Raw genomic sequence first — 21,775 nt, 5'->3', positions numbered from 1 at the left:
CGTCTGAGCTAGTGGCCGAGGTCCAGGCGCATTCGCCGGATAACGGCTGCGCAGGCCTGCAGCTGCTCCGTGGTACGCTGAAGATTCCAGTTTGGCTTGTCGGCCACGAACTTGAGCCAGGCTTCCGCAAACTCAGCCGCCGCGGCCGTGTCGAGCAGGGTCAGCGCTGCCAAGGCGTCATTCTGGTCGAACCACAGATCGGGCCGGCGTAGATAATAGTGCAGGTACTGCTGCAGATAGTCCTTGGCTTCGGCCGTGCCAAACAGCAGCAAGGCCAGACAGTAGCCATCAGCCGCGTAGCATACCTCGCTTTTGAGTAGCAGCCGACCGATGGCATCGGTAAACTGCTGGTAGTTGTTGATAGCGGCGAAGTAAGCGCCGGTGAGGCGTGTGCGCCAGTTAAAATCGCCCAGCAATTGTGTAACAATCTTGGGCGTGATGCGCCGAGCCGCTGCCACAAAAGCGGCGTAACTCGTGGCATCCAGATCGGAAAGCCGCTGCATGTAAAACGGCACCACCCACTGCTCGATAAACTCCGCGCCCAGTGGCGCGTCGTTGCCGGGTACCGCCAGGTTCTCAAACGGATTCCGGGGCCGCCCCGTAGCCCCAGCGGAATGCAACGCCGCACGTAGCTGTTCGGGCGCCAACGGTCCTAGCAGCTTTCGGAGGTTCTCCAGGTTCATTGGCGCCAACTCAGGTATGCGTCGCGTTTCGCCGTCTGGCCCTTACTCCGGCCGCTCCACCGCCACCAGCTGCTGCTGCTGCTTCATAATCTGCAGATCCAGCTGCGTCAGGTCGAAGGGCTCGGCGTCGTAGTTTTCGGGCAGGTCCAGCTGCTCGATTTCGCCTTCGCGGTCGGTTTCGAAGTTGTTCTGCTTGAGCCGCACGCTGTTGCCGTTCACGGCCGTCACCTTCAGCAGGGTATAGTAGCCGGGCGCCTCGGAGCGGATGTGGTAAATGTCGCCGATGTGGGGGTGGGCCAGCCGCTCCTGGTTTTGCACCTGGTGCCAGGCCCCGGCCGCAAAGCTGCCGAGCACCGCCACGCCGGCCAGCAGCAAGCCCAGGCAGTGGCGCAGCGGGGTACGCGTCTGGGCGCGCAGCTCCCGAAACTCGGCTTTGAGTGCCCGGGGCAGCTCCTTGGGGCGCAGCACCAGCTGGCACTGGCTGCACTGCACGCCGCCGGTCTTACCCAGCGGCAGCAGCGGCAGCCACTGCAGGTGGGCGTAGCGCCCGTACACGCTCATGCGCAGCGCATCGGGCGCGCCGCAGCCGGGGCAGGCCGTGGCGGGCACCGCCGTAGTGCTCAGATGCGAGGAGTGGTAGCCGTAGACAATCATCCGAAGTAGCCTTACGCCAGACAGCCGCCGCGGACTCCGGGTCCCGCGGCGGCTGCAAGATAAGCGGCGGCGGCGAAGCGGCCACCGGAAACGGTGATTTTCAGTTGGCTGCGTGGCGGCCTCAGGCGGCAGTGGCGGCCTGCTCCAGGGTGAGCAGTAGGTTTTCGATGCGCGCCGCGTGGGCGTCGACGCGGTCGAGGCCGGCGCGGGCCTCCTCGATCTGGCCGCGGCGGTACTGCTTCACCAGGTCCTGGCCGGTATCGAGCATGCGCTGCAGGGCCCGCTCCAGCTCGTAGGCTTCGGGGCGCGAGCCGTAGGCCGGCCGGATAACGGCGTCGAACCACTGGCCCAACGGGTTGTCGCGCAGCGAGAACAGGGCCGGGTCGGCTTCGCGCACCCCGTAGAGCACCGAGCGCAGCCGCGACTTGAAGAGCACCTGCTTGATCCTGGCTTGCTGAAAATCCAGGTTGCTGAGGTTCATAGAAAAGGAAATAGGCCGCGAAGGATTAATTGCCGGACGGATTGGTGAGGCGTTCCAGGACCTTGCGGGCCTGCACCAGGCTGGTCACGTCGTAGGCAAAGACGGTGATGCCCGCTTTCTGCCCGTTTTCCGAGAACAGCTGGTAGGTGAAGTTCAGGTACAGGGGCTGCCCGCTGCCGTCGGGCTGCTCCACCATGATCATGATTTCGTTGCCGTAGAAGGTTTCGCCGGTGTGGTACACGCGGTCGAGCAAATCCACGAAGCCTTGCTCGATGACTTCCGGCAGGGCTTCCACCACCGTCTTGCCCACCAGCTGGCGCCCCGCGAACAGCTGCTGGTAGGGCGGGTTGACGAAATCGAAGCGGTGCTCGGCGCCGCGCAGAATGCAGATCAGCGCCGGTGCCTGCATGAAGAGGTTGTGGAAGGTTTCGCGCTGGCTTTCGGCCAGCTGGTAGGCCTGGTAGGCCTGGTCGGAGAGGCTGGCCTGCTGCTCGTTGGCGTCGAGCAGCTCCTGCACCATCTGCTTCTGGTTGTGAATGTCGAAGGCGCCGCCCACCCACATGGTAATCTGCCCGTCGGCGTTGCGGCGCGGCTGCGAGCGGGCCAGCACCCAGCGGTAGCTGCCGTCGTGGCGGCGCAAGCGGTACTCCTGCTGCGACTCCTCGCCCGTCTGCACCGACTGCCGCCAGTTGTCCGTCACCCGCTGCCGGTCGTCGGGGTGCACGTCCTCCGTCCAGGCGTGGCCGAGCAGCTGTTCGGTGCTTTTGCCGGTAAACTGCTGCCAGCGCTGGTTGAAGTAATCCACCTCGCCGGCGGGGTCGGTGGTCCACACCATCACGGGCAGGGCTTCCAGGGTGAAACGAGCCCGCTCCTGGCTTTCGGTCAGCTCCTGCTGCATGCGGCGGGCGTGCAGCTCGGCCAGGTGCTGCTCGGTCACGTCCTGGGTGCGCTGCACGATGTACTGCAGGCTGCCGGCCGCGTCGAGCACCGGGTAGTGCGTGGCCTGCCAGTAGCGCTCCTCCAGGCCGCCGCCCTGCTCGGCCGGCCGCTCCAGGTCGTAGCGAATCAGCGGCATGGCGTGCGGCTGCTTGTAGCGGCGCACGTGCTCGTGCGACTCGCGGATGATGTCGGCCTCGTTCTGGCTGGCGGCGGGGTAAGCCTCGAAAAAGGGCTTGCCCACCACTTCGGCGCGGCTTTTCATGGCCACGGCCGCGTGCCGTTCGGTGTCGTCGAGGATGGTTGCGTCGGCGTCCGGGGCGATGACGAGGAAGTTATCGGCCAGGGAGCGGAACAGGTGCTGGTAGTCGATGGAAGGGGCTTGGTCGGCCATGAGGGGGCAGCGAGGGAATCGGAGGATAACGAAGCGGAAGCGTGCCGCGGCGCCCGCCGTGGCACGAAGGTAGTGCCGCTACGCAGGCTAGTACGAAGCTCAACCGTAGACGGACACAAAAAAATCGGCGCGGGTTCCTAAAAACCCGCGCCGATGAAATTGGTTTCGAAGTACCCTGTACCCTACAGCGGGCGCAGCGGCTCGCCGGGGCGGCGCTCGATGATGCGGCTGCGGTGCGGGCGCAGCTCGGCGTCGAGCGCGCTGTCGCCCACGGCGCCGCGGTGGCCGATGCCGATTTCGTGCACGTCGACGGCGCCGGCCGCGTCGAGCAGGTCGCGGGCGCGCTCGGCCTCGGCGTAGGTATCGAGGTGCACGGCCACGAAGCCGTGGCGGCGGGCGTCGTAGCGCGGGCCCGAATGCGCGGCGGGCGGCCCGAAAATGGCCATGATCAGGTGGTGAAACCCGTCGTTTTCGGGGAATTCCCCGGTGGGATTTTCGGTGGTCGTGGTGTCGTGGTCCGACACCTCCACGCTGTCGGCGGCGAAGCCGTGTTGGGTGAGCTGGTCGGCGGCGCGCTGGGCCGCTTCGACGGTGCCAAAGGCGCCGACGACGGTGTGCGGGTGTACCATGAGGGGAAGGAGTTGGGAATGAAGGATGCGCCGCGGCCCGAACGGCCGGCGGGTATTTTTCAGGCTGAACGCAGCAACGGCGCGGCGGGTTGGGCGGGCGGCCGCAGGGGCTTACTTCTGCCACCAGAAGCGCCAGCGCAGCGGGCCGGTGCGGGCGCGGCGGCGCTGGGTGGGCGTGTGGCCCACGGCCTGCACCCGCCACACCAGGCCCAGCCACTGCAGCAGGCGCACGGCGGGCCAGCCCAGGTCCACCTCGTACCAGGCCGTGCTGAGCTTGGCCGACGCGGGGTGGGCGTGGTGATTGTTGTGAAACCCCTCGCCGAAGGACAGCAAACCCAGCAGCCAGTCGTTGTAGCCGCTTTCGGTGGCCTGCTCGATGCGGTAGCGGGCGTAGCCGTAGGAGTGCACCATGTAGTTGACGAACCAGTGGCCCAGAATGGCCGTGCTGATGCGGGCAAAGCCGCAGACCACCGCCACCTCGGGCCCGAACGCCACGGCCAGCAGCGCGATAAAGCCGAGCACGTGCCAGTACCAGGTTTTGTCGAGCCAGCGCAGCCAGGGGTCGTGGAGCACGGCGGCGGGCAGGGGGTAGCGCGCGTCGTCGGCGGGCTGAAAGGCCAGGTGCAGGTTCCAGAAATAGTCGCGCAGGGCCGAGTGGCGGTAGGCGAAGTAGCGCGGGCAGTCGGGCTGGTTTTGCCAGTAGTCGCGGTAGTGGTGCACCCGAATCCAGGCCAGCGGGGCGCCCATGCCCGCCTGCACCGCCAGGTAGGCCAGCACGCCGCGGGTGAGGCGGGAGCAGCGGTAGGCCCGGTGGATCAGCCCGCGGTGCAGCCCGATGGAGTGGCCCACGCCCACCGTCGCGAAGGTGAGCAGGGCCGAGGCCACGAAGCGGGGCCAGGTGAAGGCGGCCGGGGCCCAGAGCAGGGCGGGCACCAGCATCAAATACAGCCAGAGGACTTTCGGCCAACCCACGGCGAGCCGGTCGCCGGGGGCAATAACACGGTCAGCGAGCATAATAGAAGGGGCTTAAATACCTACTGAAGATACGCGGCGCCGGGCGGAAAAACCGGAAATAATGTGCTTTTTTGGGGCCGCGGGGCCGTTCGTTTCACCCCGCGCGCTGGGCACCGGGCGCACAACAGCGGCGCCCGGTTTGTCGTTAGCAACATCCCGTTCATTCACCCTCAACCGTTCCCCAACATGGCTAAAGCGCAAGACGCCCGCAAAGAGAAAAAGAAAGAGCCCACCAAGTCGCCCAAGGAAAAGAAGGCGGCCAAGGACGAAAAGAAAAAGCTGCGCGACCGGAGCGAATAACGCCGCGTCGGATAACAGGCCAACGGGCCGCCCCAGCGTGCTGGGGCGGCCCGTTGTGCGTAGCGGCGGGGGTGAGGCTTACTTGTTGTCTTCCACCGGCACCTTGGCGCCGTACACGCGGTTGCCGCCCACGGCGGCTACGTTCACGTTCAGGGGGCCTTCGAGGCCCGTCACGCGCACGTTGATGGAGCCGTCGTTGTTGACGAGCAGGGGGCGGCTGGTTTGCAGCTCCTGAGCCGGAGCCGCCACGCCGCCGGCCGTAGCGCGGGGCAGCAAGTCGACGCCGCGCAGCACGAGCACGACCAGGCAGAAGGCAATAACGGTGAGCACGGACTTGGTGTACGCGTCGGTTTTCATCGGGAGTAGTGGTTAGCAGGTTCAGCCGGCGGGGCTGCAAGAATCTTTCCGAAATCAACTTCTGCTGCTGGCAAAAGCGCGGCGGCAAATGGTTGGGCCTCGCCGGCAGCACCTTGCAGTCCGCGCCGCGTCATGGCCGCGCCAGCACCTCGGGGTTGGCCAGCTGCTGCGGGCGGCCTGCGCCAAAGGCCACCACGTTGTCGAAGGCCTGGCCGAAATACAGCTCGTAGCCGCCTCGCTCCACGTAGCCCAGGTGCGGAGTGCAGAGCACGTTGGGCAGCTGCAGCAGCGGGTGCGCCGGGTCGAAGATGGGCTCCTGCTCGTACACGTCGAGGGCGGCGAAGCCGGGGCGGCCGGCCTGCAGGGCGGCCAGCAGAGCGCCGGGCTGCAGCAGCTCGGCCCGACTGATGTTGACCAGCAGCGCATCGGGCTTCATCCGGGCCAGGTCGGCGGGGCCGATGAGGTAGCGGGTGGCGGCGGTCAGGCGCAGGTGCAGGCTCACGATATCGGCCGTGGCGAAGAAGGCCTCCCGACTGGCGGCGGCGCGGTGGCCGTCGGCCTCGGCGGCCCGGCGCGAGGCCTCGCTGCCCCACACCAGCACCGGCATCTCGAAGGCCTGGGCGTAGCGGGCCACGCGCCGCCCGATCTTGCCGTAGCCCCAGATGCCCAGCGTCTGGCCCTGCAGGGCCCGGCCCAGGTTCACCTGCCAGCGCCCCTGTTTCAGGGCTTCGATAGCGGCCGGCAGCTCGCGGCGGGCATTGAGCATCAGCGCCCAGGCCAGCTCGGCCGGGGCCACCGGCGAGCCGCTGCCCTCGGCCACGGCCACGCCCGCGGCGGTGCAGGCGGCCAAATCAAGGTGCGGGGCGATTTTGCCGGTCTGGCTGATAAGCCGCAGCCGGGGCAGCCGCGCCAGCAGCGCGGCGCCGATGGTGGTTCGTTCGCGCGTCAGCACCAGCGCGTCGGCGTCGCGGAACCGCTCGGCCAGCGTGGTGAGGTCCGCCGCGGCGTCGTGGTAGAGGGTGACCTGGTGGCCCTGGAGCTTGCGGAAGCAGTCGAGGCTGTGGATGACGTGCTGGTAGTCGTCGGGAATGATGATGTGCATGGCGCAAGAACGCACTGCCGGCCGCTACAGCGGCCCGAGGGAAACGGTTAGTTCGAGGTTATAGCCGGTGCTGCCGACTTTACGGACCTTTGCCAGCGCCACGGTTTCGCGGATTTCCTCCCCGTCGTAGTGCAGCTCCTGGTTGAGGGCCGGGGCCGCTTTGGCACCGGCGGCGCGGGTCAGCGCGGCGGCGGCCTGCAGCGGGTGGACGGGCGCCTGAAGGCCGGGAGCCGTCTGGCGGAGCAGGGCCGCCGCCTGACGGTACCAGGCGCGAGTGTCGGCGGGCACGGTGCGCAGCTGGCCCTCGAAGCGGAACGTGAGCGTGTAGTACTCGCAGCCCGCGTTGAGCAGGGTGAGCCGGGTGCCGCCGCCGAGCTGCGCGGTTTCGGTGCCTTCCCGGCGAGCCTTGTTCAGCTGAAACTTCGCGGTGGGGAATACGGCCTTTTGCAGCACCGGCTCGGGCAGGCCGCGGACGCAGTCGTCGGTTTGGGCGCTGGCTGCCAAGGGCGCCGTCAGCGCAACTAGCAGCATAGGCAGCGGAAAAATCAGGGTATGGCGCATGGTATCAGGCAAAGCGTATCGGCCGCAATAGTCGTCAATCTTCTGATGCGAGGCCAACTGCCCCTTCAGCTGCAGCACCTCCGTTCGACGATAGTGGTCCTACGACTCTAAGTCGTAGGACCACTTCGGCCTGCGTAGCCGGATCGAGCGGCTAGTCCTTGTCCTTCTTGTGGCCCTTCTTCTGCCTGGCTTTTTCGGCTTCGTACTCCTCGTACTGCTTCTGGTTTATTACACTGTAGCGCACGTTCAGGGTGTAGATCAGTTGCACGCGGGGCTCGGCAAAGTCGGCGTGGAGCACCGTGTCGAAGGAGTTGTAGGGCGTGCGGTTGTAGTAAATCGTCTGGGCCTTGTCGGCGGTGCGCACGATAAACTCCGAGTCGTCTTCGCGGCCGCGGGCGGCGGCGGGGCGCACGTGCACGGTGGCGTTCTGGGCGCTGACGTACACGTTGGCCGCGGCGGCCTTGCGCTGCCGGGCCAGGCGCACTTCGTCCGGGGTGCTGCCGCTGCGGTAGGCGGTGTAGCTGGCGTAGCGCTCCAGCGGGTACACGGCCTGGAAGCCGTCGGTCATGTTCTGCACCTCGATGTGCAGGCCCATGCGACCGTAGCTTTGCTCTTTCTGCTTGATGACCTCGGCCGCGGCCCGGCGCAGCTCGTCGTAGGCGGTTTGCAGCTCGGCCAGGTTGTAGTCCACCTTGGCCAGGTCGTAGATTTCGGCGCGGCCCAGGCGCGTCACCAGTTGGGCCAGCACCTCGTGGTCGGTAAACACCACGTGCAGGTTTTTCTTGAGCTCGAAGCCGGTGGGCACCTCGTTGGCCGTGCGGCTGAACTTCTTCTGCTCCAGCTGCATGGCGTACGTCGGCACCAACGACACCACGTCGAGGTGCAGGGCCTCGGGCCGGATGCCCAGCTCGCCCAGGGCCGCGCGGGCCACGTTCAGCCGCAGGTTCATCAGCGAGTCGGTTTCGGTGGCGGTGCGGCCGTGCTGCGTCACGCTGAAAATGGCCACGTAGCTGGTGGCTTTCACGTTGCTGAGCACGTTGGCTTCCAGCACCACCTCGCTTTGGTGCAGCACGTCGGCGTTGAGCGGGGCGCGGCGCACGGCTCCGTAGTCCTGCTGGCTGCCGCGGCTGCTGTACACGGCGTTGCCGGCCGATTGGGCGCGGGCCGCAAAGCTGCCGGCCACGCTGAGGGCACTGAGAAGGAGTAACGAAATTTTCATGGGAATAAGGGAAAATAGGTGAGCCGATACCGCCCAGGCCGCCGGCCACGGGGGCAGGCCGGGGCCCGCGCCGGCACCAGGTAATAACTTAGATAGGGAATAGCCGCCGGCGTTTAACGCCGGGTTAGAAACCTGGTGGCCGCGGTCCGCGCGCGGTAGCACCGGGCCGACTCAGTCGCGCCGCATGTAGATGTGCGGAATGCCGTCTTCCAGGTAGCCTGCGCCCTGCTGCCGGAAGCCGAAGCTCTCGTAGAACGCCCGCAGGTATTCCTGCGCCCCGATCTTGATGGGCTGCGCCCCGAACAGGGCCGCGCACGCCTCGATGGCCCGCTGCATGAGCGCCCGCCCGAAGCCGTAGCGCCGCAGGCGCGGCGCGGCCACCACCCGCCCGATGCTCACCTCGGCATAGCTCCGGCCGGGCCCGAACAGGCGGGCGTAGGCGGCCAGCTCACCGTCGGGGGTGCGGCCCAGCAGGTGGTGGGCCTGCTGGTCCAGCCCGTCGAGGTCCTGAAACGGGCACTGCTGCTCCACCACAAACACCTCGCTGCGCAGTTGCAGCAGGGCGTACAACTCGGTGGTAGTAAGGTCGGCGAAGGGCTTGAGGGTCCAGGTCAGGGTCATGGCAGCGAAAAAGTAGGGCCGCAAAGGTAGCGCAGGGCCGCCGGGAGTGGCTCGGGGCGCCGCCGGCAGCAGATATGGGGCGACGACGGAAACGTGGCCGGCACGGGCTGCGTAAGTGCTACCTCCATTCCAACGAACCATCATGAGCAAGAAAGTCAAATTCGCCCGGGCCCAGCGCCCTGCCGGTGCCAGCACCAGCGCCGAACACGGCGACGCCAGCAAGTCCAAGCGCAAGGGCGTCAGCAAGAACACCCTCATCGGAGCCTCGCTGCTGGCTGCCGGGGCGGGCGCCCTCTACGTGCTCGGGCGCCGCAACTGGCCCGCCATCAAGCAGCAGGCCGGCAAGCTGAAGGAGCAGGCCGGGCAGGTGGCCGCCGACCTGAAAGACCAGGCCGGCAAAGTAACCGCTGACCTGAAAGACCAGGCGGGCAAGGTAACCGCCGACCTGCGGGAGCAGGCCGACCACCTGACGGCCGACCTGAAGGAAAAAGTCGATAAGGTGACGGCCGACCTGCGCGAGAATACCGGCAAGGCAAAAGGCGCGAAGCCGGGCGCCGACGCCTCCGTGGACGTGCCGCTGACCAACGAGGTGGCCCAGGCCACCAAATCCAGCCCGAAAGCGGCCGGCGGCTTCACCGACGAAGGCGCCACCGGCAACAACGACTAAGCGCCACGCGCGACAAACGCCAGGCCCCGCCGCCCGCCAGTAGTGGCGGACGGCGGGGCCTGGCGTTTGGGGGCCGAGCGGGGCTTACTCGCGGGTGAGCAGCATGGCCCCGTAGGAGTAGCCGCCGCCGAACACCGTCACCACCACCCGGTCGCCGGGCTGCAGGCCGGGCAGCGTGTCGGCCAGGCCGATGGCGGCGCCCGCGCAGCCGGTGTTGCCCAGCGTCTCCACGTTCGAGACGAGGCGCTCGGGGGGCAGGCCGGTGTTGCGCAGCACCACGTCGCTGATGCGCTTGTTGGCCTGGTGCGGAATCAGCCAGCGCAGGTCCTGCACCGTGAGGCCGTGGCGCGTGAGCACCTGCTGGGTTACCTGCGTCATGTACTGGCAGGCGTACTGAAACACGTCGCGGCCGTGGGGCATCACGATGCCGCGCTCCACGGGCTTGAGCGTGACGCTGGTGGTGGCCTTGCCCACCGTAGCAGCCCCGGCCGTGACGACCTCGTCGACGCGCAGGTCGGTGGGGGCCAGCTTGTCGGCGCAGAGCAGCAGGGCCGCCGCGCCGTCGCCCCAGAGGTGGCCGGCCATGGTGTCGTGCTCGTTGTTGTAGGCCGTGTTGTGCTCGGAGGTGATGACCAGCGCCCGGCGGGCCTTGCCCAGGGCAAAGTAGCCTTCCACGATTTCCACCGCGTTCAGCAGCGAGGAGCAGGCCGAGGAAATGCTGACCACCGGAATGTCGGCCACGCCCAGCGCGTGCTGCACGGCGTGGGCCACGGTCACGATGGTGTCGTGGGGCGTGTAGGTGGCGCCCACGATGAGGTCGATGTCGGCCGTTTCGATACCGGGCGCTTCGCGCAGCACCCGCTCGGCGGCCGCTATGGCCATGGTATTGGTGTTTTCGTCCGGGGCGGCGCGGCGCCTCTCGCGGATACCGGTACGCTCAATAATCCAGTCGGAGGCCAGCCCGTTCAAACGGGTAAAATGGTCGTTCGGAACGACGGTGGCGGGCAGATAAGCCGCAACGTGGTGCAGGTACACGGAAAAAGATGGGGTAGGCAGACAAGGAACAACGGCGCCGGAATGGGGGAAAACGCCGCGCCGAAGGTAGGCAGCCTTTGCGTACGGCGGGCAGACGGCGGCGTTGCGGCCGGTAGGGCTCCGGTAACTCTGAGCCGGTCCCGCCGTACTTGCCGGGGCGCGGCGGCCACCCGCCGGGGCTGCTCCCGCCCGTAGGCTGCCGGCTGATTGTCAGGTATGTGGATTGTCTTTTCCCTGTTGGCCGCCCTCTCGGCCGCCGTCGTAGTGACGCTCACCAAAATCGGCGTGAAAAACGTGGCGCCCCCACTGGCGTTTGCCGTGCAGGCCGTGCTGATTCTGCTCGTGTCGTGGGGGGTGGTGGCCTGGCAGGGCAAGCTGGGTGAGCTGGCCGCCATTCCGCGCCGCGACCTGCTGTTTCTGGCCGCGGCGGGCGTCATCACCTGCCTCTCGTCGCTGTTCTCGTTTCAGGCCCTCAAGCTCGGCACGGCCTCCCGCGCCGGCACCCTCGACAAAGTCTCGCTGGTGTTCGTGGTCATCCTGGCCGTGCTCTTTCTCAAGGAAAAAGTAAACTGGCAGCTGGTGGTGGGCGCCGTGCTGATGGCCGGCGGGGCCGCGCTCATTGCCCTCTCGCAGAAGTCGGCGGGGTAAAAAGGCGTTGGGCGTTGTCAGCTGCCAGGGACGCTCAGCATAGACCATCAGCGCTCGGGCCCTGGCTTCGGTGCAGGCCTTGTAGAAATGCCGGCAGCCCCGAGCGTTGGTATGGCCCCGGGCCCGGCTGCCGCGCCTGACCGCCCAGCAGCAACTTCAGGCCATGCGCATATCGACTTGTTTCAAGGCGGGCCGGCTACTTGGCCGGCCCCGCCCAGCTGGTAAAAACCCCAGATGCAGTTGGAAAACTCGCCGGCGGCGAAGAGCACCGGCGCGTCGGGCGGCCCGATGACGTACACCCCGAATACCTTGCGCACGCCGTAAATCGGGTCGATGACGGTGGCCGGCTGCGGCTGGTGCTGCCAGCGGTGCTGCCACACGTCGAGGCCGCCGATGCGGAACGATTCGCCGTCGAGGCAGCTACCGAGAAAATGCCAGGTCATGCGCGGAAAAGGGAAGAAACAAGGCCGGCAACGGGCCCGGCCCGTAAACATAGGGCCCGGGGGCGCCGCCAGGTGCCCACGCGGGCCCACTTCACTTGCTGCTGCCATGAAAAAGTCCCTGCTGCTAGTCGCGCTGGCCCTGCTGACGGCCTGCTCCGCCACCGAAGTCAAATCGACGGAACAGGCGCCGGGCGTCGACTTCACGGCCTACCGCACCTACAACTTCCTGCCCGGCGAGGCCCGCAACGAAGCCGCATTCCGCACGGCCGGCGTGGGCGTAGACGACGTGCAGCAGGCCGTAGCCCGCGAGATGGAGCGCCGCGGCTACCGGCGCGCCGAGCAGCCCGAGCTGTGGATCAACATTGGGGTGGTGAACGAGGAAAAAGTGCAAACCCGCCAGACCGACTTCCGCACCGACGGCGCCCCGTACTACATCGGGCAGCGCAACTACCACTGGCAGTCCGGCGAAGTGCCCGTGGGCACCTACCAGGTGGGCACCGTCACCGTCGACGTGGTGGATGCCCGCCGCAACGACCTGGTGTGGCAGGGCGTGACGGCCAGCCCCCTGAGCAAGGACGCCGCCAAGTCGGCCCGGCGCGTGGACGAGGCCGTAACGGAGCTGTTCGGGCGCTACCCGGTGCCGGCGCGCCAATCGAAGGGGGCGACGCTGGTGATGCGCAAGCGGCCGTTTTTCTGCTCGACGGTCAGCGTGACATCGGCCAGGCAGTAGAGCTGCCGGGCGTCGGCGTAGCCCTGGAAGCTGCTGTCGGCGGCTGTCACCGGGAGCCAGAAGTCGGTCCGGCCGACCGCGTCGTAGGGGGTGATGAGTACCGGATAGGCCAGCCGCCGAACCACCGGGCTGCGGCTGCTGGGAGCGGCGTGTACCACCACGTCGGGCGTGGTGCCCACGAAAGTCACAAACGGCTCGAAATCCAGCTGCCGCACTAGCTGACTGTGCCGGTCCTCGTCCTGCAAGTACGGATACGTGGCCGTCAAGCGGCCGGCGGAGTCGCGCCTGATGGTGCCGCCCAGCCGCAGGAGCTGCTGCAGCCGGGCGTAGCCGCTGCCCTTGCTGGATGAGTTCAGAAAGTCGGAAACCAAGCCCGCCTTGCCGTAGATGCCCCCGCCCATCGACACGGCTACGCTTTCATCGACCAACGCCAGCAAGCCGCGCTGGTCGCGCCGGGCGCAGGCCCGTAGCACCTGCTCCACAAAGGCTTGTAGCTGCGGCTCCCGCGGCGTCTCGTCGACGGGCGGAATCGTGTACGGGTAAGTGCCCGGAGCCGCCGCTGGCCGCGTGGTGGCCGCTTGAACCCGGGCCGCGGCTGGAGGCGCCGTGGAATCGGTGGTAGTAGCCGGCGCCGCTGCAGTCGGCGTTTCGGCCGACGGAGCTTGGCAGGCCAGTAGCCCGCTGAGTAGAAAGCCCGCAACAGCACAACGAAGCATGCGCTAAAGGTAAGCAAGGCGGTTGTTCCGCGCTACCGGTAAAATTCGAGAGGAAACCAGTCGAAGCAACCCTGAGAATGGCTGTTTGAGGGCCAGCCGAATTGGTAGCGGACTGTCGGCCGCAGCCAGCGGGCAGCCCGCGCAGTTACTGCTGCGCGGGCGCAGTTGATAATGGTATGATAAACCACTAAACCTGCTGATATATTTGTGTTTCCATGCCCGGCGGCTGCCCACTCCAGCCGTGCCCTACCTGCCCTATTGTGTCTCTTTCTTTGTTTTGCCGCTTCCTGCTGCGCGGGCTGATCTGCGTGGTGGCCCTGCTCGGGCCGACCCGCAGAACCCTGCTGGCCGCGCCCCGCGCTTCGGTGCTCGACAGCCTGGTGCGCCGGGTGCGGGAGCCGCAGCTGCCCGATACTGCCCGCGTGCTGCTGCTCTGCCGCATCAGCGACCAGTACTGGGTGCGCAGCACCGACTCGGCTGCGGCCTACGCCGACCGCGCCCTGGGCCTGGCCCGGCGCATCGGCTACCGCCACGGCGAGGGCGAGGCCCTGAACCGCCAGGGCGCGGCCCTGCGCGAAAGCAACCTGGCCCGGGCCCTGGAGCTGTTTCAGACCTCGCTGCGCTTGGCCCAGGCCACCCACGATGTGCCCCTGCAGGCCCAGAACCTGCGCAGCATTGGCATCATCTACGTGTACCTGCGCGACCGGCAGGTGGGCCTGAGCTACTACTTTCAGGCCCTGCGCCTCGGCCGGCAGCTGCGCGACGAGCGGCGGCAGGTGGTGGACCTGAGCAACATCGGGCTGGCCTACGACCTGTATAACCAGGTCGACTCGGCCCAGTACTTCCAGCAGCAGGCCTACGCGCTGGCCCGGCGCCTGCACACGCCCACCAACTACATTCTCTACGGCCTCGGCCAGGTGGCCCGCAAGCAGGGCCGCCCGGCCGAGGCGCTGGACTACTACCGCCGCAGCATTGCCGAGTCGCGGCGCCTGCACCATCTGCGCAGCCTGAACTTCGCCTACGTGGGCCTGGCCGCGCTCTACCAGCAGCAGCGCCCCGATTCGAGCATTTACTACGCCCGCCTGGGCTACCAGGCGGCCCAGACCAACGGCTTCCTGCGCGGGGTGCTCAACGCCAGTACCCTGCTCACCCAGGAATTTGCGCGGCGCGGGCCCGCCGACAGCGCCCTGAAGTACCAAGGCCGGATGCTGGTGATGAAGGACACGCTCTTCGGCCAGGAAAAGGTGATGCGCCTGCAGAGCGTCGACTACCGGGAGCGGCAGCGGGCCCAGCAGGCCACCGCCGCCCAGCAGGAGCTGCGGGCCCGCTACCAGCGCTACGCTCTGCTGGGCGGCCTGGCGGTGCTGCTGACGCTGGTGGCCCTGCTGGGGTGGCACCAGCACCAGCAGCAGCGCACCAATGCGGCCTTGCAGGCGTCGCTGGCCGAGCTGAAGCATACCCAGGCTCAGCTGGTGCAGCGCGAGAAAATGGCTTTTCTGGGCGAGCTGACGGCCGGTGTGGCCCACGAGTTGCAGAATCCGCTGGGCTTCGTGAAGCAGTTTGCCGCCGCCGGCACCGACCTGCTGGCCGCCATCAACGGGCAGCAGCGCCTGACCGGCGACGGGGCCCTGGACCGCGAAATCCTCGACGGGCTGAAGGACAACCTGCTCAGCATCAGCCAGCACGGCCAGCGCGCCACGGCCATCATCCGCGGCATGCTCGACCACGCCCGCACCGGCCAGGCCCCGCGCCAGCCCACCGACCTCAATGCCCTGGCCACCGAGCAGCTGAACCTGGCCTACGAGGGCCTGCGGCAGCAGTTTCCGGACTTCGAAGCCGGGCGCCACCTCGACCTGGCCCCGCCGCTGCCGCCGCTGCCCGTGGCGCCCCAGGACCTGGGCCGGGCCGTACTGAACCTCTGCACCAACGCGTTTTACGCCACCCGGCAGCGCCAACTCGGCGCCGCGCCCGACTACCGGCCCGCCGTGACGGTGCGCACCCGCCCGCTGCCCGGCGACGGGGTGCAGGTGCAGGTGCAGGACAACGGCGTGGGCATGAGCCCGGCGGTGCAGGCGCAGGTGTTTGAGGCCTTCTTTACCACCAAGCCCGCGGGAGAAGGCACCGGCCTGGGCTTGGCTCTCAGCCACGACATCGTGACGACCGGCCACGGGGGCACGCTCACCCTGCACTCGGAGGAGGGCGTGGGCACCACGTTTACCATCACGCTGCCGGGCCGGGCGTAGCGCGGGCTTCAGCCCGCGGTGGCCCATCCGGAACCGTGTCTGGCTGCTCAGCGCGGGTAGAACTCGTACTCGAACCGGTTGAACAGGCGGTTGGCGTAGGTATTCGCGGGCCAATCGGGCCAGCGGCGGCGCACCTGCTGCACCTGCTGGCTCAAGCGGCCGGGCGCGGGCAGCAGCAGCAAGCGGGCTACGCGAGCATCCACCGTATCCTGGGGCTGGCGGCGGTAGTTCGAGCGGTTGTAGGCTGTGCGCAGCTCGGCGCGGCGCAGCAGGCCACCCCGATAGTCGAATTGCCAGCGGAATACGTTGCTGCCGCGCCAGTGCAACAAGGTATTGAGCGGCAACAGGGAGTCGGAGGTGGCGGGCGTAATGGGTTCGGGCGGCAGCTTCAAGGCAAGCGACTTTTCGCGGAGTGCCACCAGCATCTCCTCACGCACCTGGCCGCGCCAGTTGCGTTGAAGCAGGTGGTACACCGGGGCAAAATCGTAGTAGTCCAGCTGCTGGCGGTGGCCCTGATACTGCCAGCGGGCAACGAATTGTCGGTACTGCTGGCTGTTCGTTTGGCTACGGGTGAGCAGCCGGCCGCGCCGGCCATAGCGCAGGCTGTCCAGTATGCTGCGGCCGGATGTACCAATGCGGGCCGTAGAATCGTGCAGCGGAAGTCGCAGCACGCCTTGCCGCAGCAGCGCGGTATCCAGTGGAAACGACGGGAGGCTGTTGCGGAAATACTGCCGTTGCCGCCGCTCGGCCACGCGCCGACGGCCCCGGTACTCCACCTCCCGAACCTCGGTGTACCACAGCCCGAACGTTGTGGTGTCCAGTTCCAGGAAACCGAAGGGCGTGAATAGATCAGGTCCATCGGCTATTACCTCGCGCACCAGCTGACCGCGGGCGTTGTAGGTGCCGTGCCAGCTGCCGGTCAGCCGGCTGGCCCCGCGAAACAGCGAGTCGCCGACGGTGGCATAGGTGGCTTTGCTGGTAAGGCGGCCGGCCGCGTCGTACCGATATAATTCCTTTGTCCAGTACGGGAAGTACAGCAGCCGCGGATCGGCGTCTTGGTAATAGGGCTGTCGAATGCTGGAATCGGGCCGGAAATCGGGGGCATTGTACACTTCACGCACCATGTAGCCCTTGGTAAGCAAGCGGCGCAGCTGGCCGTTGGGGGCATAGTCGTAGTAGTCGCGCTGGTGCAGCGGCGTCAGGTTGCTGAAACGGGCGCTGGCGGGGGATACTTCGCAGCGTTGGCAATCGACGGCGAAGCGGGATTCCATCAGGCGGCCGGCCGCATCGTAGCGAAACTGCGCACGGCGGCTGTTTTCCATTACGCCGGGGACAAGGTGCCCCGTCAGCAGCGAATCCTGCCACTCGGCTTGCAGCAGCCGCCCTTGTGGGTCGTACTCGTAACGGCTGCGCCAGGCCACGCGGGCTTCGGTATAATCCTGCGGACCATACTCCGGCATTTCGCCGATAATAGCCGTGAATTCCCGGCCGAAGTCGCCGCTGTCTTTTTGCTTTTCCTCCAGCGCAAAGCCCCTGCCGCTGATGGTCAGCCAGTGCACCCGCCGGCGCCGCAGCTGCTTGGCCGTGAGGTGAAACGGGTACGCCGGCTCATTCCAGTACAACGGCCCCGGCCAATCGGGAAGTAAGCTGTACCCCGTCAATGATTCGGCCACATCCCGATAAGCGCGGTACTGGGCCGAGGCGGCGCTAGTCAGTAGCAATAGCAGAAAGCCGGACAGTAAGAGCAAAAGGCGCATAACACAAGCGGTATCAGCCCCAAGTTACCGGTTCCCGCCCCGCAGCTCATCCGCTCCGACGCCGCTTCATCCGCCTCATCCGACGCTTCGGTAGCAGCAAGTGGCGCGCGCGGCCCCGGGCGGCCACTTTTGACGCAGAACCTCGCCCTTCTGCGCTATGAAACTCCCGCTCCTGCTGCTCCTGTTGCTGACGGCCCTGCGCCTCGCCGCCCAACCCACCACGCTCAGCGGCACCGTGCGCGACGCCGCCGGCCAGCCCCTGCCGGGGGCCAACGTGTTTCTGAAAACCACCTTCGACGGGGCCACGGCCGACTCGCTGGGCCGGTTTCGCTTCACCACGCGCCAGACGGGGGCGCTGCCGCTGCTGGTCACGCTGATGGGCTACCAGCCCCAGGAGCAGCCCGTGGTGCTCGACGGCCAGCCCCACCGCTTCACGCTCACCCTGAAGGAAGTGCGCAACCAGCTCGGCGACGTGACCATCACGGCCGGCGCCTTCGAGGCCAGCGACGAGAAGCGCAGCACCGTGCTCACCGCCCGCGACATCGTGACCACGGCCGGGGCCCTGGCCGACGTGAACGGGGCGCTGAACACGCTGCCGGGCACCTCGCGGGTGGGGGAGGAGGGCAAGCTGTTTGTGCGCGGCGGGGCCGCCGGCGAAACCCGGCAGTACCTCGACGGGCTGCCCCTGCAAAGCCCCTACAGCGCCTCGGTGGCGGGCGTACCCGCGCGCGGCCGCTTTTCGCCGAACCTCTTTCGGGGCACCGTGTTCAGCACCGGCGGCTACTCGGCCGAGTACGGGCAGGCCCTGTCGGCGGTGGTGGGGCTGAACTCCTACGACCTGGCGCCCGAAACGCAGACCGGCATTTCGCTGCTGTCGGTGGGGCTGAGCCTCTCGCACCAGCAGCGGCTGGCGCGCAGCTCGGTGGCCGTGACGGGCGACTACACCAACCTGCAGCCCTACTACGGCGTGGTGCCCCAGCGCTTCGGCTGGACCACGGCCCCGCAGGCCGCGGGCGGCTCGGTGGCGCTGCGCCGGCAGGTGGGGCGGGCGGGGCTGGTCAAGGTCTACGGCGCCGCCACGCGCGCCGCCCTGACCCTGCGCCAGCCCGACCCCGGCTTCGACGGCGGGCGCCCGGTGGCCCTGCGCAACGGCAACCAGTACCTGAACGCCACCTTCCGCAGCCCGCTGCGCCGCGGCTGGAGCCTGCAAACGGGCCTGGCCGGCACCGGCGACGAGCAGCACATCCGGCCCGACGTGCAGCGCGTGCACGAGCTGGAGCAGAGCCTGGCGGGCCGCGCGGTGCTCACCAACGACTCGGCCGGCGCCTACTGGAACCTCAAGCTCGGCGCCGAGGGGCTGCGGCAGCGCTACCGGCAGCAGTATCAGGCCGAAGCGGCCGCGCCGGTGCTGCGCTCGGGCTTCGACGAAACCCGGGTGGCGGCCTTTGCCGAATCGGAGGTGGCCTTCTCCAACGAGCTGGTGGCCCGCGCCGGCGGCCGGGCCGAGTACTCGCGGGTGCTGGGCCGCTGGAACGCCGCCCCGCGCCTGGCCCTGGCCTACCAACTGGGCGAGGGCACGCAGCTCTCGGGCGCCTGGGGCTACTTCTACCAGACGCCGGCCAACGATTTGCTGCGCTTCGGGCAGTACAACCGGGCGTTGCGCTTCGAGCGGGCCGCGCACTACCTCGTCACCTACCAGCGCATCCAACAAGACCGCACCCTGCGCCTGGAAGCCTACTACAAGGATTACGCCCAGCTGACGCGCTACGCCGCCCCGGCCCTGACCGGCGACGTGCCGCTGCCCCCCGACCCGGCCAGCTACCAGAGCACCGGCCGGGGCCACGCCCGCGGAGTGGACGTGTTCTGGCGCGACAAGCAGACGGTGAAGAACCTCGACTACTGGGTGAGCTACGGGCTGGTGGATACGCGCCGGCAGCAGCGCCAAGACCCGGTGCCGGCCGTGCCCACCTTCGCCTCGCGCCACAACCTGGCCGTGGTGGGCAAGTACTGGGTGAGCCGGCTGCACACGCTGGTGGGCGGCACCTTCAGCTACGGCTCGCCCCGCCGCTACCACGACCCGAACCAGGCGGGCTACAACCAGGGCCGCACGCCCGGCTTTCAGGACCTGAGCCTGAACCTGAGCTACCTCACCAGCATCCGCCGCAACCTGACCATCGTGCACGTGTCCTGCTCCAACGTGCTCGGCCGCGACAACGTGTTCGGCTACCGCTACGCCCCCGCGCCCGACGCCACTGGCCACTACCCGGGCGTGGCCCTGACGCCCTCGGCCCCGCGCATGCTCTTCGTGGGCCTGCTCATCTCCATCAACAAAAAGCGCCCCGCCGACACCGAAACCGCGCCGGAATAAGTGGTGAGGTGGTGCGTTCGGGCGTTGCCGTTCCGGTGTCGTTTCTCGCAGAGGTGCGCGGGGAGGGCAGCGCGGTCCGGATGCTTCACGGAGTCGCCAAGTCACCACCACGCTTAAGCACCGCAATGCTCCGGTTCATCGGCTCCATCCGACGCTTCGGCAACGGAAAATTTCAGCCCGGCACCCGGCACTCCACCTTTGAATCACCACGGCGGCAAACGCCCGCCGCGCCTGCTGACAACCCCTTTTTTTTCCCAACGACCATGAAAACGCCCCTGCTCATCCTTGCCCTGGCCGCCGCCACGCTCAGCACCGCTGCTGCCCAAACCCAAACGGCCCCGACCCCGGCCCCGGCCGCGCCCGCCGGCTACCAGGAAATGCTCGGCGCCACCATTCAGGAAGTGATGAGCACCGGCGACGCAGCCGTGCTGAAGGAGCTGGCCGGCAAGCTGGAGCGGGCCGCCACCGTGGCCCCGCAGGACTGGCTGCCGCGCTACTACCAGAGCTACGCCCTGCTCATTGCCACCTTCCAGGGCAAGGAAGACGGCGACGTGAAAGACCGGCAGCTCGACCAGGCCGAAGCCGCGCTGCAGCAGGCCCGCCGCCTCCGCGGCGACGAATCGGAGCTGCTGGTGCTGCAGGCCTACATTTACCAGGCCCGGCTGGGCGTGGCCCCGGTGACGCGCTCCATGCAGTACGCCGGCAAGGTGAACGAGGCGCTGGCCGACGCCCGGAAGCTGAACCCGGCCAACCCGCGCATCTACCTAGTGCAGGGCAACAACCTGTACTTCACGCCCAAGATGTTCGGGGGCGGGGCCGAGGTGGCCCGGCCCGTGTACGAGGAAGCCAAAGCCCGCTTTGCCGCCTTCCGGCCGGCTACGCCCAACGCGCCCGGCTGGGGCGAGCGGCAGCTGCTGGGCCGCCTGGCCGCCTACCAGCAGCCCGCCGGGCCGCCGCAGGCCGCCTCCAAATAAGCTGCGCCCGGCGGGCCCGCCGTCCCCGGGCCCGGCTTGCCCGCAGTATCTTGCCCCGCCCGCCGCGGGCCGCCTTCACCCCTGATTCACTCCGCCATGATGACCAGCTCCTCCCGCACCATGCCCCCGCTCCGCCAAGGCCGGCAGTGGCTGCGCACGCTGCTCATCATGGCGGGGGTGGCCCTCGGCATTGCCCTGGCTTCCTGCCCGAGCTGCTGGGCCAACCCGCGGCAGCTGGGCGTAAACCTGACGCTGACCTTCGCCTACACCGTGAGCCTGTGGCTGGTCAACGGCTACTCCGTGGAGTGGCTCGACGGCTACGCCCGCTGGCGCACCGAGCCCGTCAAGCGCCTGCTGCTGACGGTGGTCGTGTCGCTGGGCGGCTCGTTGCTGGTCATTCTGCTCATCAACTACGCGTTTATCGTGCTCTACCTGGGCCGCCCCGTGCAACTGCTCTGGGAAGCCGGCGCGCTGGGGCGCTACCTGTTTCCGCTGGTGTTTACCTGCATCGTGTCGTTGGTGCTCCACAGCCGCTCGTTTCTGCTGAGCTGGCGCGAGGCCCTGGTGCAGAACGAGCGGCTGCAGAAGGAAATGGCCCAGGCCGAGGCCGAAACCCTGCGCCAGCAGCTCGACCCGCACTTCATGTTCAACGCCCTGAACGCGCTGACCTCGCTGGTGGAAGACGAGCCGAAGGTGGCCGTGCGCTTTATCCGCCAGCTTTCTTTGGTGTACCGCTACGTGCTCGATGCCCGCGGCCGCGAGGTGGTGCCCCTGCACGACGAGCTGGCCTTTGCCGAGTCCTACCTGTTTCTGCAGCGCATCCGCTACGGCGAGGCCCTGCAGGTAACCATGCCCGCCGCCGCCGCGGTGCCGCCCCAGGCCGTGGTGCCGCCGCTGAGCTTGCAGCTGCTGATCGAAAACGCGCTGAAGCACAACGTGGCCACCGCCGCCCAGCCCCTGCAGCTGCGCATCGAGCTGGACGCGGCCGGCCGCCATCTGCGCGTGGTGAACACGCTGCGCCCGCGCCGGGTGGCCCCGGGCGAGTCGGCCGGCATCGGGCTGCCCAACCTGCGGGGGCGCTACCGCCACCTCACCCCGGAGCCGGTGCAGGTGGCGCACGGCGAGGCGGAGTTCAGCGTGACGCTGCCCGTGCTGACGCTGGCGGCGGGGTAACTCCGGCCTGCTTGCCCGGCCGAACAACAAGCCCGGGCTGCCGGGCAAGCAGGCGCGCTGGCCTGCCCGC

The 21,775-nt window shown here is 68.0% G+C and carries 22 protein-coding genes; 7 read left to right on the top strand and 15 right to left on the bottom strand.

The window, feature by feature from the left end; genetic code table 11:
• Nucleotides 1-8 precede the first annotated feature (8 nt).
• The 11 genes from DLM85_RS25190 to DLM85_RS22150 all read right to left on the bottom strand — a co-directional run bounded on the left by DLM85_RS25190 (nucleotide 9) and on the right by DLM85_RS22150 (nucleotide 8,951).
• Nucleotides 9-683 carry a DUF6000 family protein gene (locus DLM85_RS25190; protein WP_133257204.1) on the bottom strand — a complete coding sequence of 225 codons (675 nt, stop codon included), beginning with the start codon at nucleotides 681-683 and terminating at the stop codon, nucleotides 9-11.
• Nucleotides 684-725: 42 nt separating this feature from the next.
• Nucleotides 726-1,337, bottom strand: a complete 612-nt coding sequence (locus tag DLM85_RS22195; protein ID WP_111480378.1) for a hypothetical protein — start codon at nucleotides 1,335-1,337, stop codon at nucleotides 726-728.
• Between the two features lie 121 nt (nucleotides 1,338-1,458).
• Nucleotides 1,459-1,818 carry a hypothetical protein gene (locus tag DLM85_RS22190; protein ID WP_111480377.1) on the bottom strand — a complete coding sequence of 120 codons (360 nt, stop codon included), beginning with the start codon at nucleotides 1,816-1,818 and terminating at the stop codon, nucleotides 1,459-1,461.
• A 25-nt stretch (nucleotides 1,819-1,843) separates the two neighbouring features.
• The gene (locus tag DLM85_RS22185) at nucleotides 1,844-3,148 is read right to left on the bottom strand and encodes a PAS domain-containing protein (RefSeq protein ID WP_111480376.1); all 1,305 of its coding nucleotides are present in this window, start codon (nucleotides 3,146-3,148) and stop codon (nucleotides 1,844-1,846) included.
• 182 nt (nucleotides 3,149-3,330) lie between these two features.
• Nucleotides 3,331-3,777 carry an SPOR domain-containing protein gene (locus tag DLM85_RS22180; RefSeq protein WP_111480375.1) on the bottom strand — a complete coding sequence of 149 codons (447 nt, stop codon included), beginning with the start codon at nucleotides 3,775-3,777 and terminating at the stop codon, nucleotides 3,331-3,333.
• Nucleotides 3,778-3,888: 111 nt separating this feature from the next.
• On the bottom strand, nucleotides 3,889-4,791 hold the full coding sequence (locus DLM85_RS22175) for a fatty acid desaturase (RefSeq protein WP_111480374.1): 903 nt from the start codon (nucleotides 4,789-4,791) through the stop codon (nucleotides 3,889-3,891).
• 378 nt (nucleotides 4,792-5,169) lie between these two features.
• Nucleotides 5,170-5,448, bottom strand: coding sequence for a hypothetical protein (locus tag DLM85_RS22170; RefSeq protein ID WP_111480373.1), 279 nt, complete (start codon nucleotides 5,446-5,448; stop codon nucleotides 5,170-5,172).
• 130 nt (nucleotides 5,449-5,578) lie between these two features.
• Nucleotides 5,579-6,550, bottom strand: coding sequence for a D-2-hydroxyacid dehydrogenase family protein (locus tag DLM85_RS22165; RefSeq protein WP_111480372.1), 972 nt, complete (start codon nucleotides 6,548-6,550; stop codon nucleotides 5,579-5,581).
• A gap of 24 nt (nucleotides 6,551-6,574) precedes the next feature.
• The gene (locus DLM85_RS22160) at nucleotides 6,575-7,081 is read right to left on the bottom strand and encodes a hypothetical protein (RefSeq protein WP_133257203.1); all 507 of its coding nucleotides are present in this window, start codon (nucleotides 7,079-7,081) and stop codon (nucleotides 6,575-6,577) included.
• Between the two features lie 181 nt (nucleotides 7,082-7,262).
• Complete coding sequence (locus DLM85_RS22155) at nucleotides 7,263-8,330, bottom strand: SIMPL domain-containing protein (RefSeq protein WP_111480370.1); 1,068 nt, start codon at nucleotides 8,328-8,330, stop codon at nucleotides 7,263-7,265.
• 171 nt (nucleotides 8,331-8,501) lie between these two features.
• Nucleotides 8,502-8,951, bottom strand: coding sequence for a GNAT family N-acetyltransferase (locus DLM85_RS22150; protein ID WP_111480369.1), 450 nt, complete (start codon nucleotides 8,949-8,951; stop codon nucleotides 8,502-8,504).
• A gap of 142 nt (nucleotides 8,952-9,093) precedes the next feature.
• Between DLM85_RS22150 and DLM85_RS22145 the strand changes: the two genes are divergently transcribed.
• A complete protein-coding gene (locus DLM85_RS22145) occupies nucleotides 9,094-9,618 on the top strand; it encodes a hypothetical protein (RefSeq protein ID WP_111480368.1) in 525 nt (174 codons plus the stop codon).
• A gap of 84 nt (nucleotides 9,619-9,702) precedes the next feature.
• On the opposite strand, the gene DLM85_RS22140 is transcribed toward DLM85_RS22145, so the two are convergent.
• Entirely contained in the window at nucleotides 9,703-10,653 is a 951-nt protein-coding gene (locus tag DLM85_RS22140) for a 3-oxoacyl-ACP synthase III family protein (RefSeq protein WP_111480367.1), read from the bottom strand.
• Between the two features lie 216 nt (nucleotides 10,654-10,869).
• Here DLM85_RS22140 and DLM85_RS22135 point away from each other — a divergent pair, with 216 nt between their 5' ends.
• A complete protein-coding gene (locus DLM85_RS22135) occupies nucleotides 10,870-11,301 on the top strand; it encodes an EamA family transporter (RefSeq protein WP_111480366.1) in 432 nt (143 codons plus the stop codon).
• Nucleotides 11,302-11,483: 182 nt separating this feature from the next.
• Here the strand turns inward: DLM85_RS22135 and DLM85_RS25620 are convergent, their stop codons facing one another.
• On the bottom strand, nucleotides 11,484-11,744 hold the full coding sequence (locus tag DLM85_RS25620; protein ID WP_165822252.1) for a hypothetical protein: 261 nt from the start codon (nucleotides 11,742-11,744) through the stop codon (nucleotides 11,484-11,486).
• 106 nt (nucleotides 11,745-11,850) lie between these two features.
• Here DLM85_RS25620 and DLM85_RS22130 point away from each other — a divergent pair, with 106 nt between their 5' ends.
• The gene (locus tag DLM85_RS22130) at nucleotides 11,851-12,474 is read left to right on the top strand and encodes a DUF4136 domain-containing protein (RefSeq protein WP_165822251.1); all 624 of its coding nucleotides are present in this window, start codon (nucleotides 11,851-11,853) and stop codon (nucleotides 12,472-12,474) included.
• Here DLM85_RS22130 and DLM85_RS22125 read toward each other — a convergent pair.
• Nucleotides 12,375-13,190, bottom strand: coding sequence for a hypothetical protein (locus DLM85_RS22125; RefSeq protein ID WP_133257202.1), 816 nt, complete (start codon nucleotides 13,188-13,190; stop codon nucleotides 12,375-12,377). The genes DLM85_RS22130 and DLM85_RS22125 overlap by 100 nt on opposite strands.
• 260 nt (nucleotides 13,191-13,450) lie before the next feature.
• On the opposite strand from DLM85_RS22125, the gene DLM85_RS22120 reads away from it, so the two are divergent.
• Entirely contained in the window at nucleotides 13,451-15,433 is a 1,983-nt protein-coding gene (locus DLM85_RS22120) for an ATP-binding protein (RefSeq protein ID WP_165822250.1), read from the top strand.
• Nucleotides 15,434-15,480: 47 nt separating this feature from the next.
• On the opposite strand, the gene DLM85_RS22115 is transcribed toward DLM85_RS22120, so the two are convergent.
• A complete protein-coding gene (locus tag DLM85_RS22115; RefSeq protein WP_133257201.1) occupies nucleotides 15,481-17,154 on the bottom strand; it encodes a hypothetical protein in 1,674 nt (557 codons plus the stop codon).
• 193 nt (nucleotides 17,155-17,347) lie between these two features.
• On the opposite strand from DLM85_RS22115, the gene DLM85_RS22110 reads away from it, so the two are divergent.
• The 3 genes from DLM85_RS22110 (at nucleotide 17,348) to DLM85_RS22100 (ending at nucleotide 21,705) form a co-directional block, all read left to right on the top strand.
• Entirely contained in the window at nucleotides 17,348-19,558 is a 2,211-nt protein-coding gene (locus DLM85_RS22110) for a TonB-dependent receptor (protein ID WP_111480361.1), read from the top strand.
• Nucleotides 19,559-19,821: 263 nt separating this feature from the next.
• Nucleotides 19,822-20,532 (top strand): hypothetical protein, encoded by a 711-nt coding sequence (locus DLM85_RS22105; protein ID WP_111480360.1) that lies wholly within the window; start codon nucleotides 19,822-19,824, stop codon nucleotides 20,530-20,532.
• 96 nt (nucleotides 20,533-20,628) lie between these two features.
• Nucleotides 20,629-21,705: a sensor histidine kinase gene (locus DLM85_RS22100; RefSeq protein ID WP_111480359.1), complete on the top strand. Its 1,077-nt coding sequence runs from the start codon at nucleotides 20,629-20,631 to the stop codon at nucleotides 21,703-21,705.
• Nucleotides 21,706-21,775 lie beyond the last annotated feature (70 nt).

Origin of the sequence: Hymenobacter edaphi, from assembly GCF_003258365.1 — a bacterium.
In the GTDB taxonomy this organism is placed as follows: Bacteria; Bacteroidota; Bacteroidia; order Cytophagales; family Hymenobacteraceae; genus Solirubrum; species Solirubrum edaphi.
This window is presented reverse-complemented; position numbering and strand designations above follow the sequence as displayed.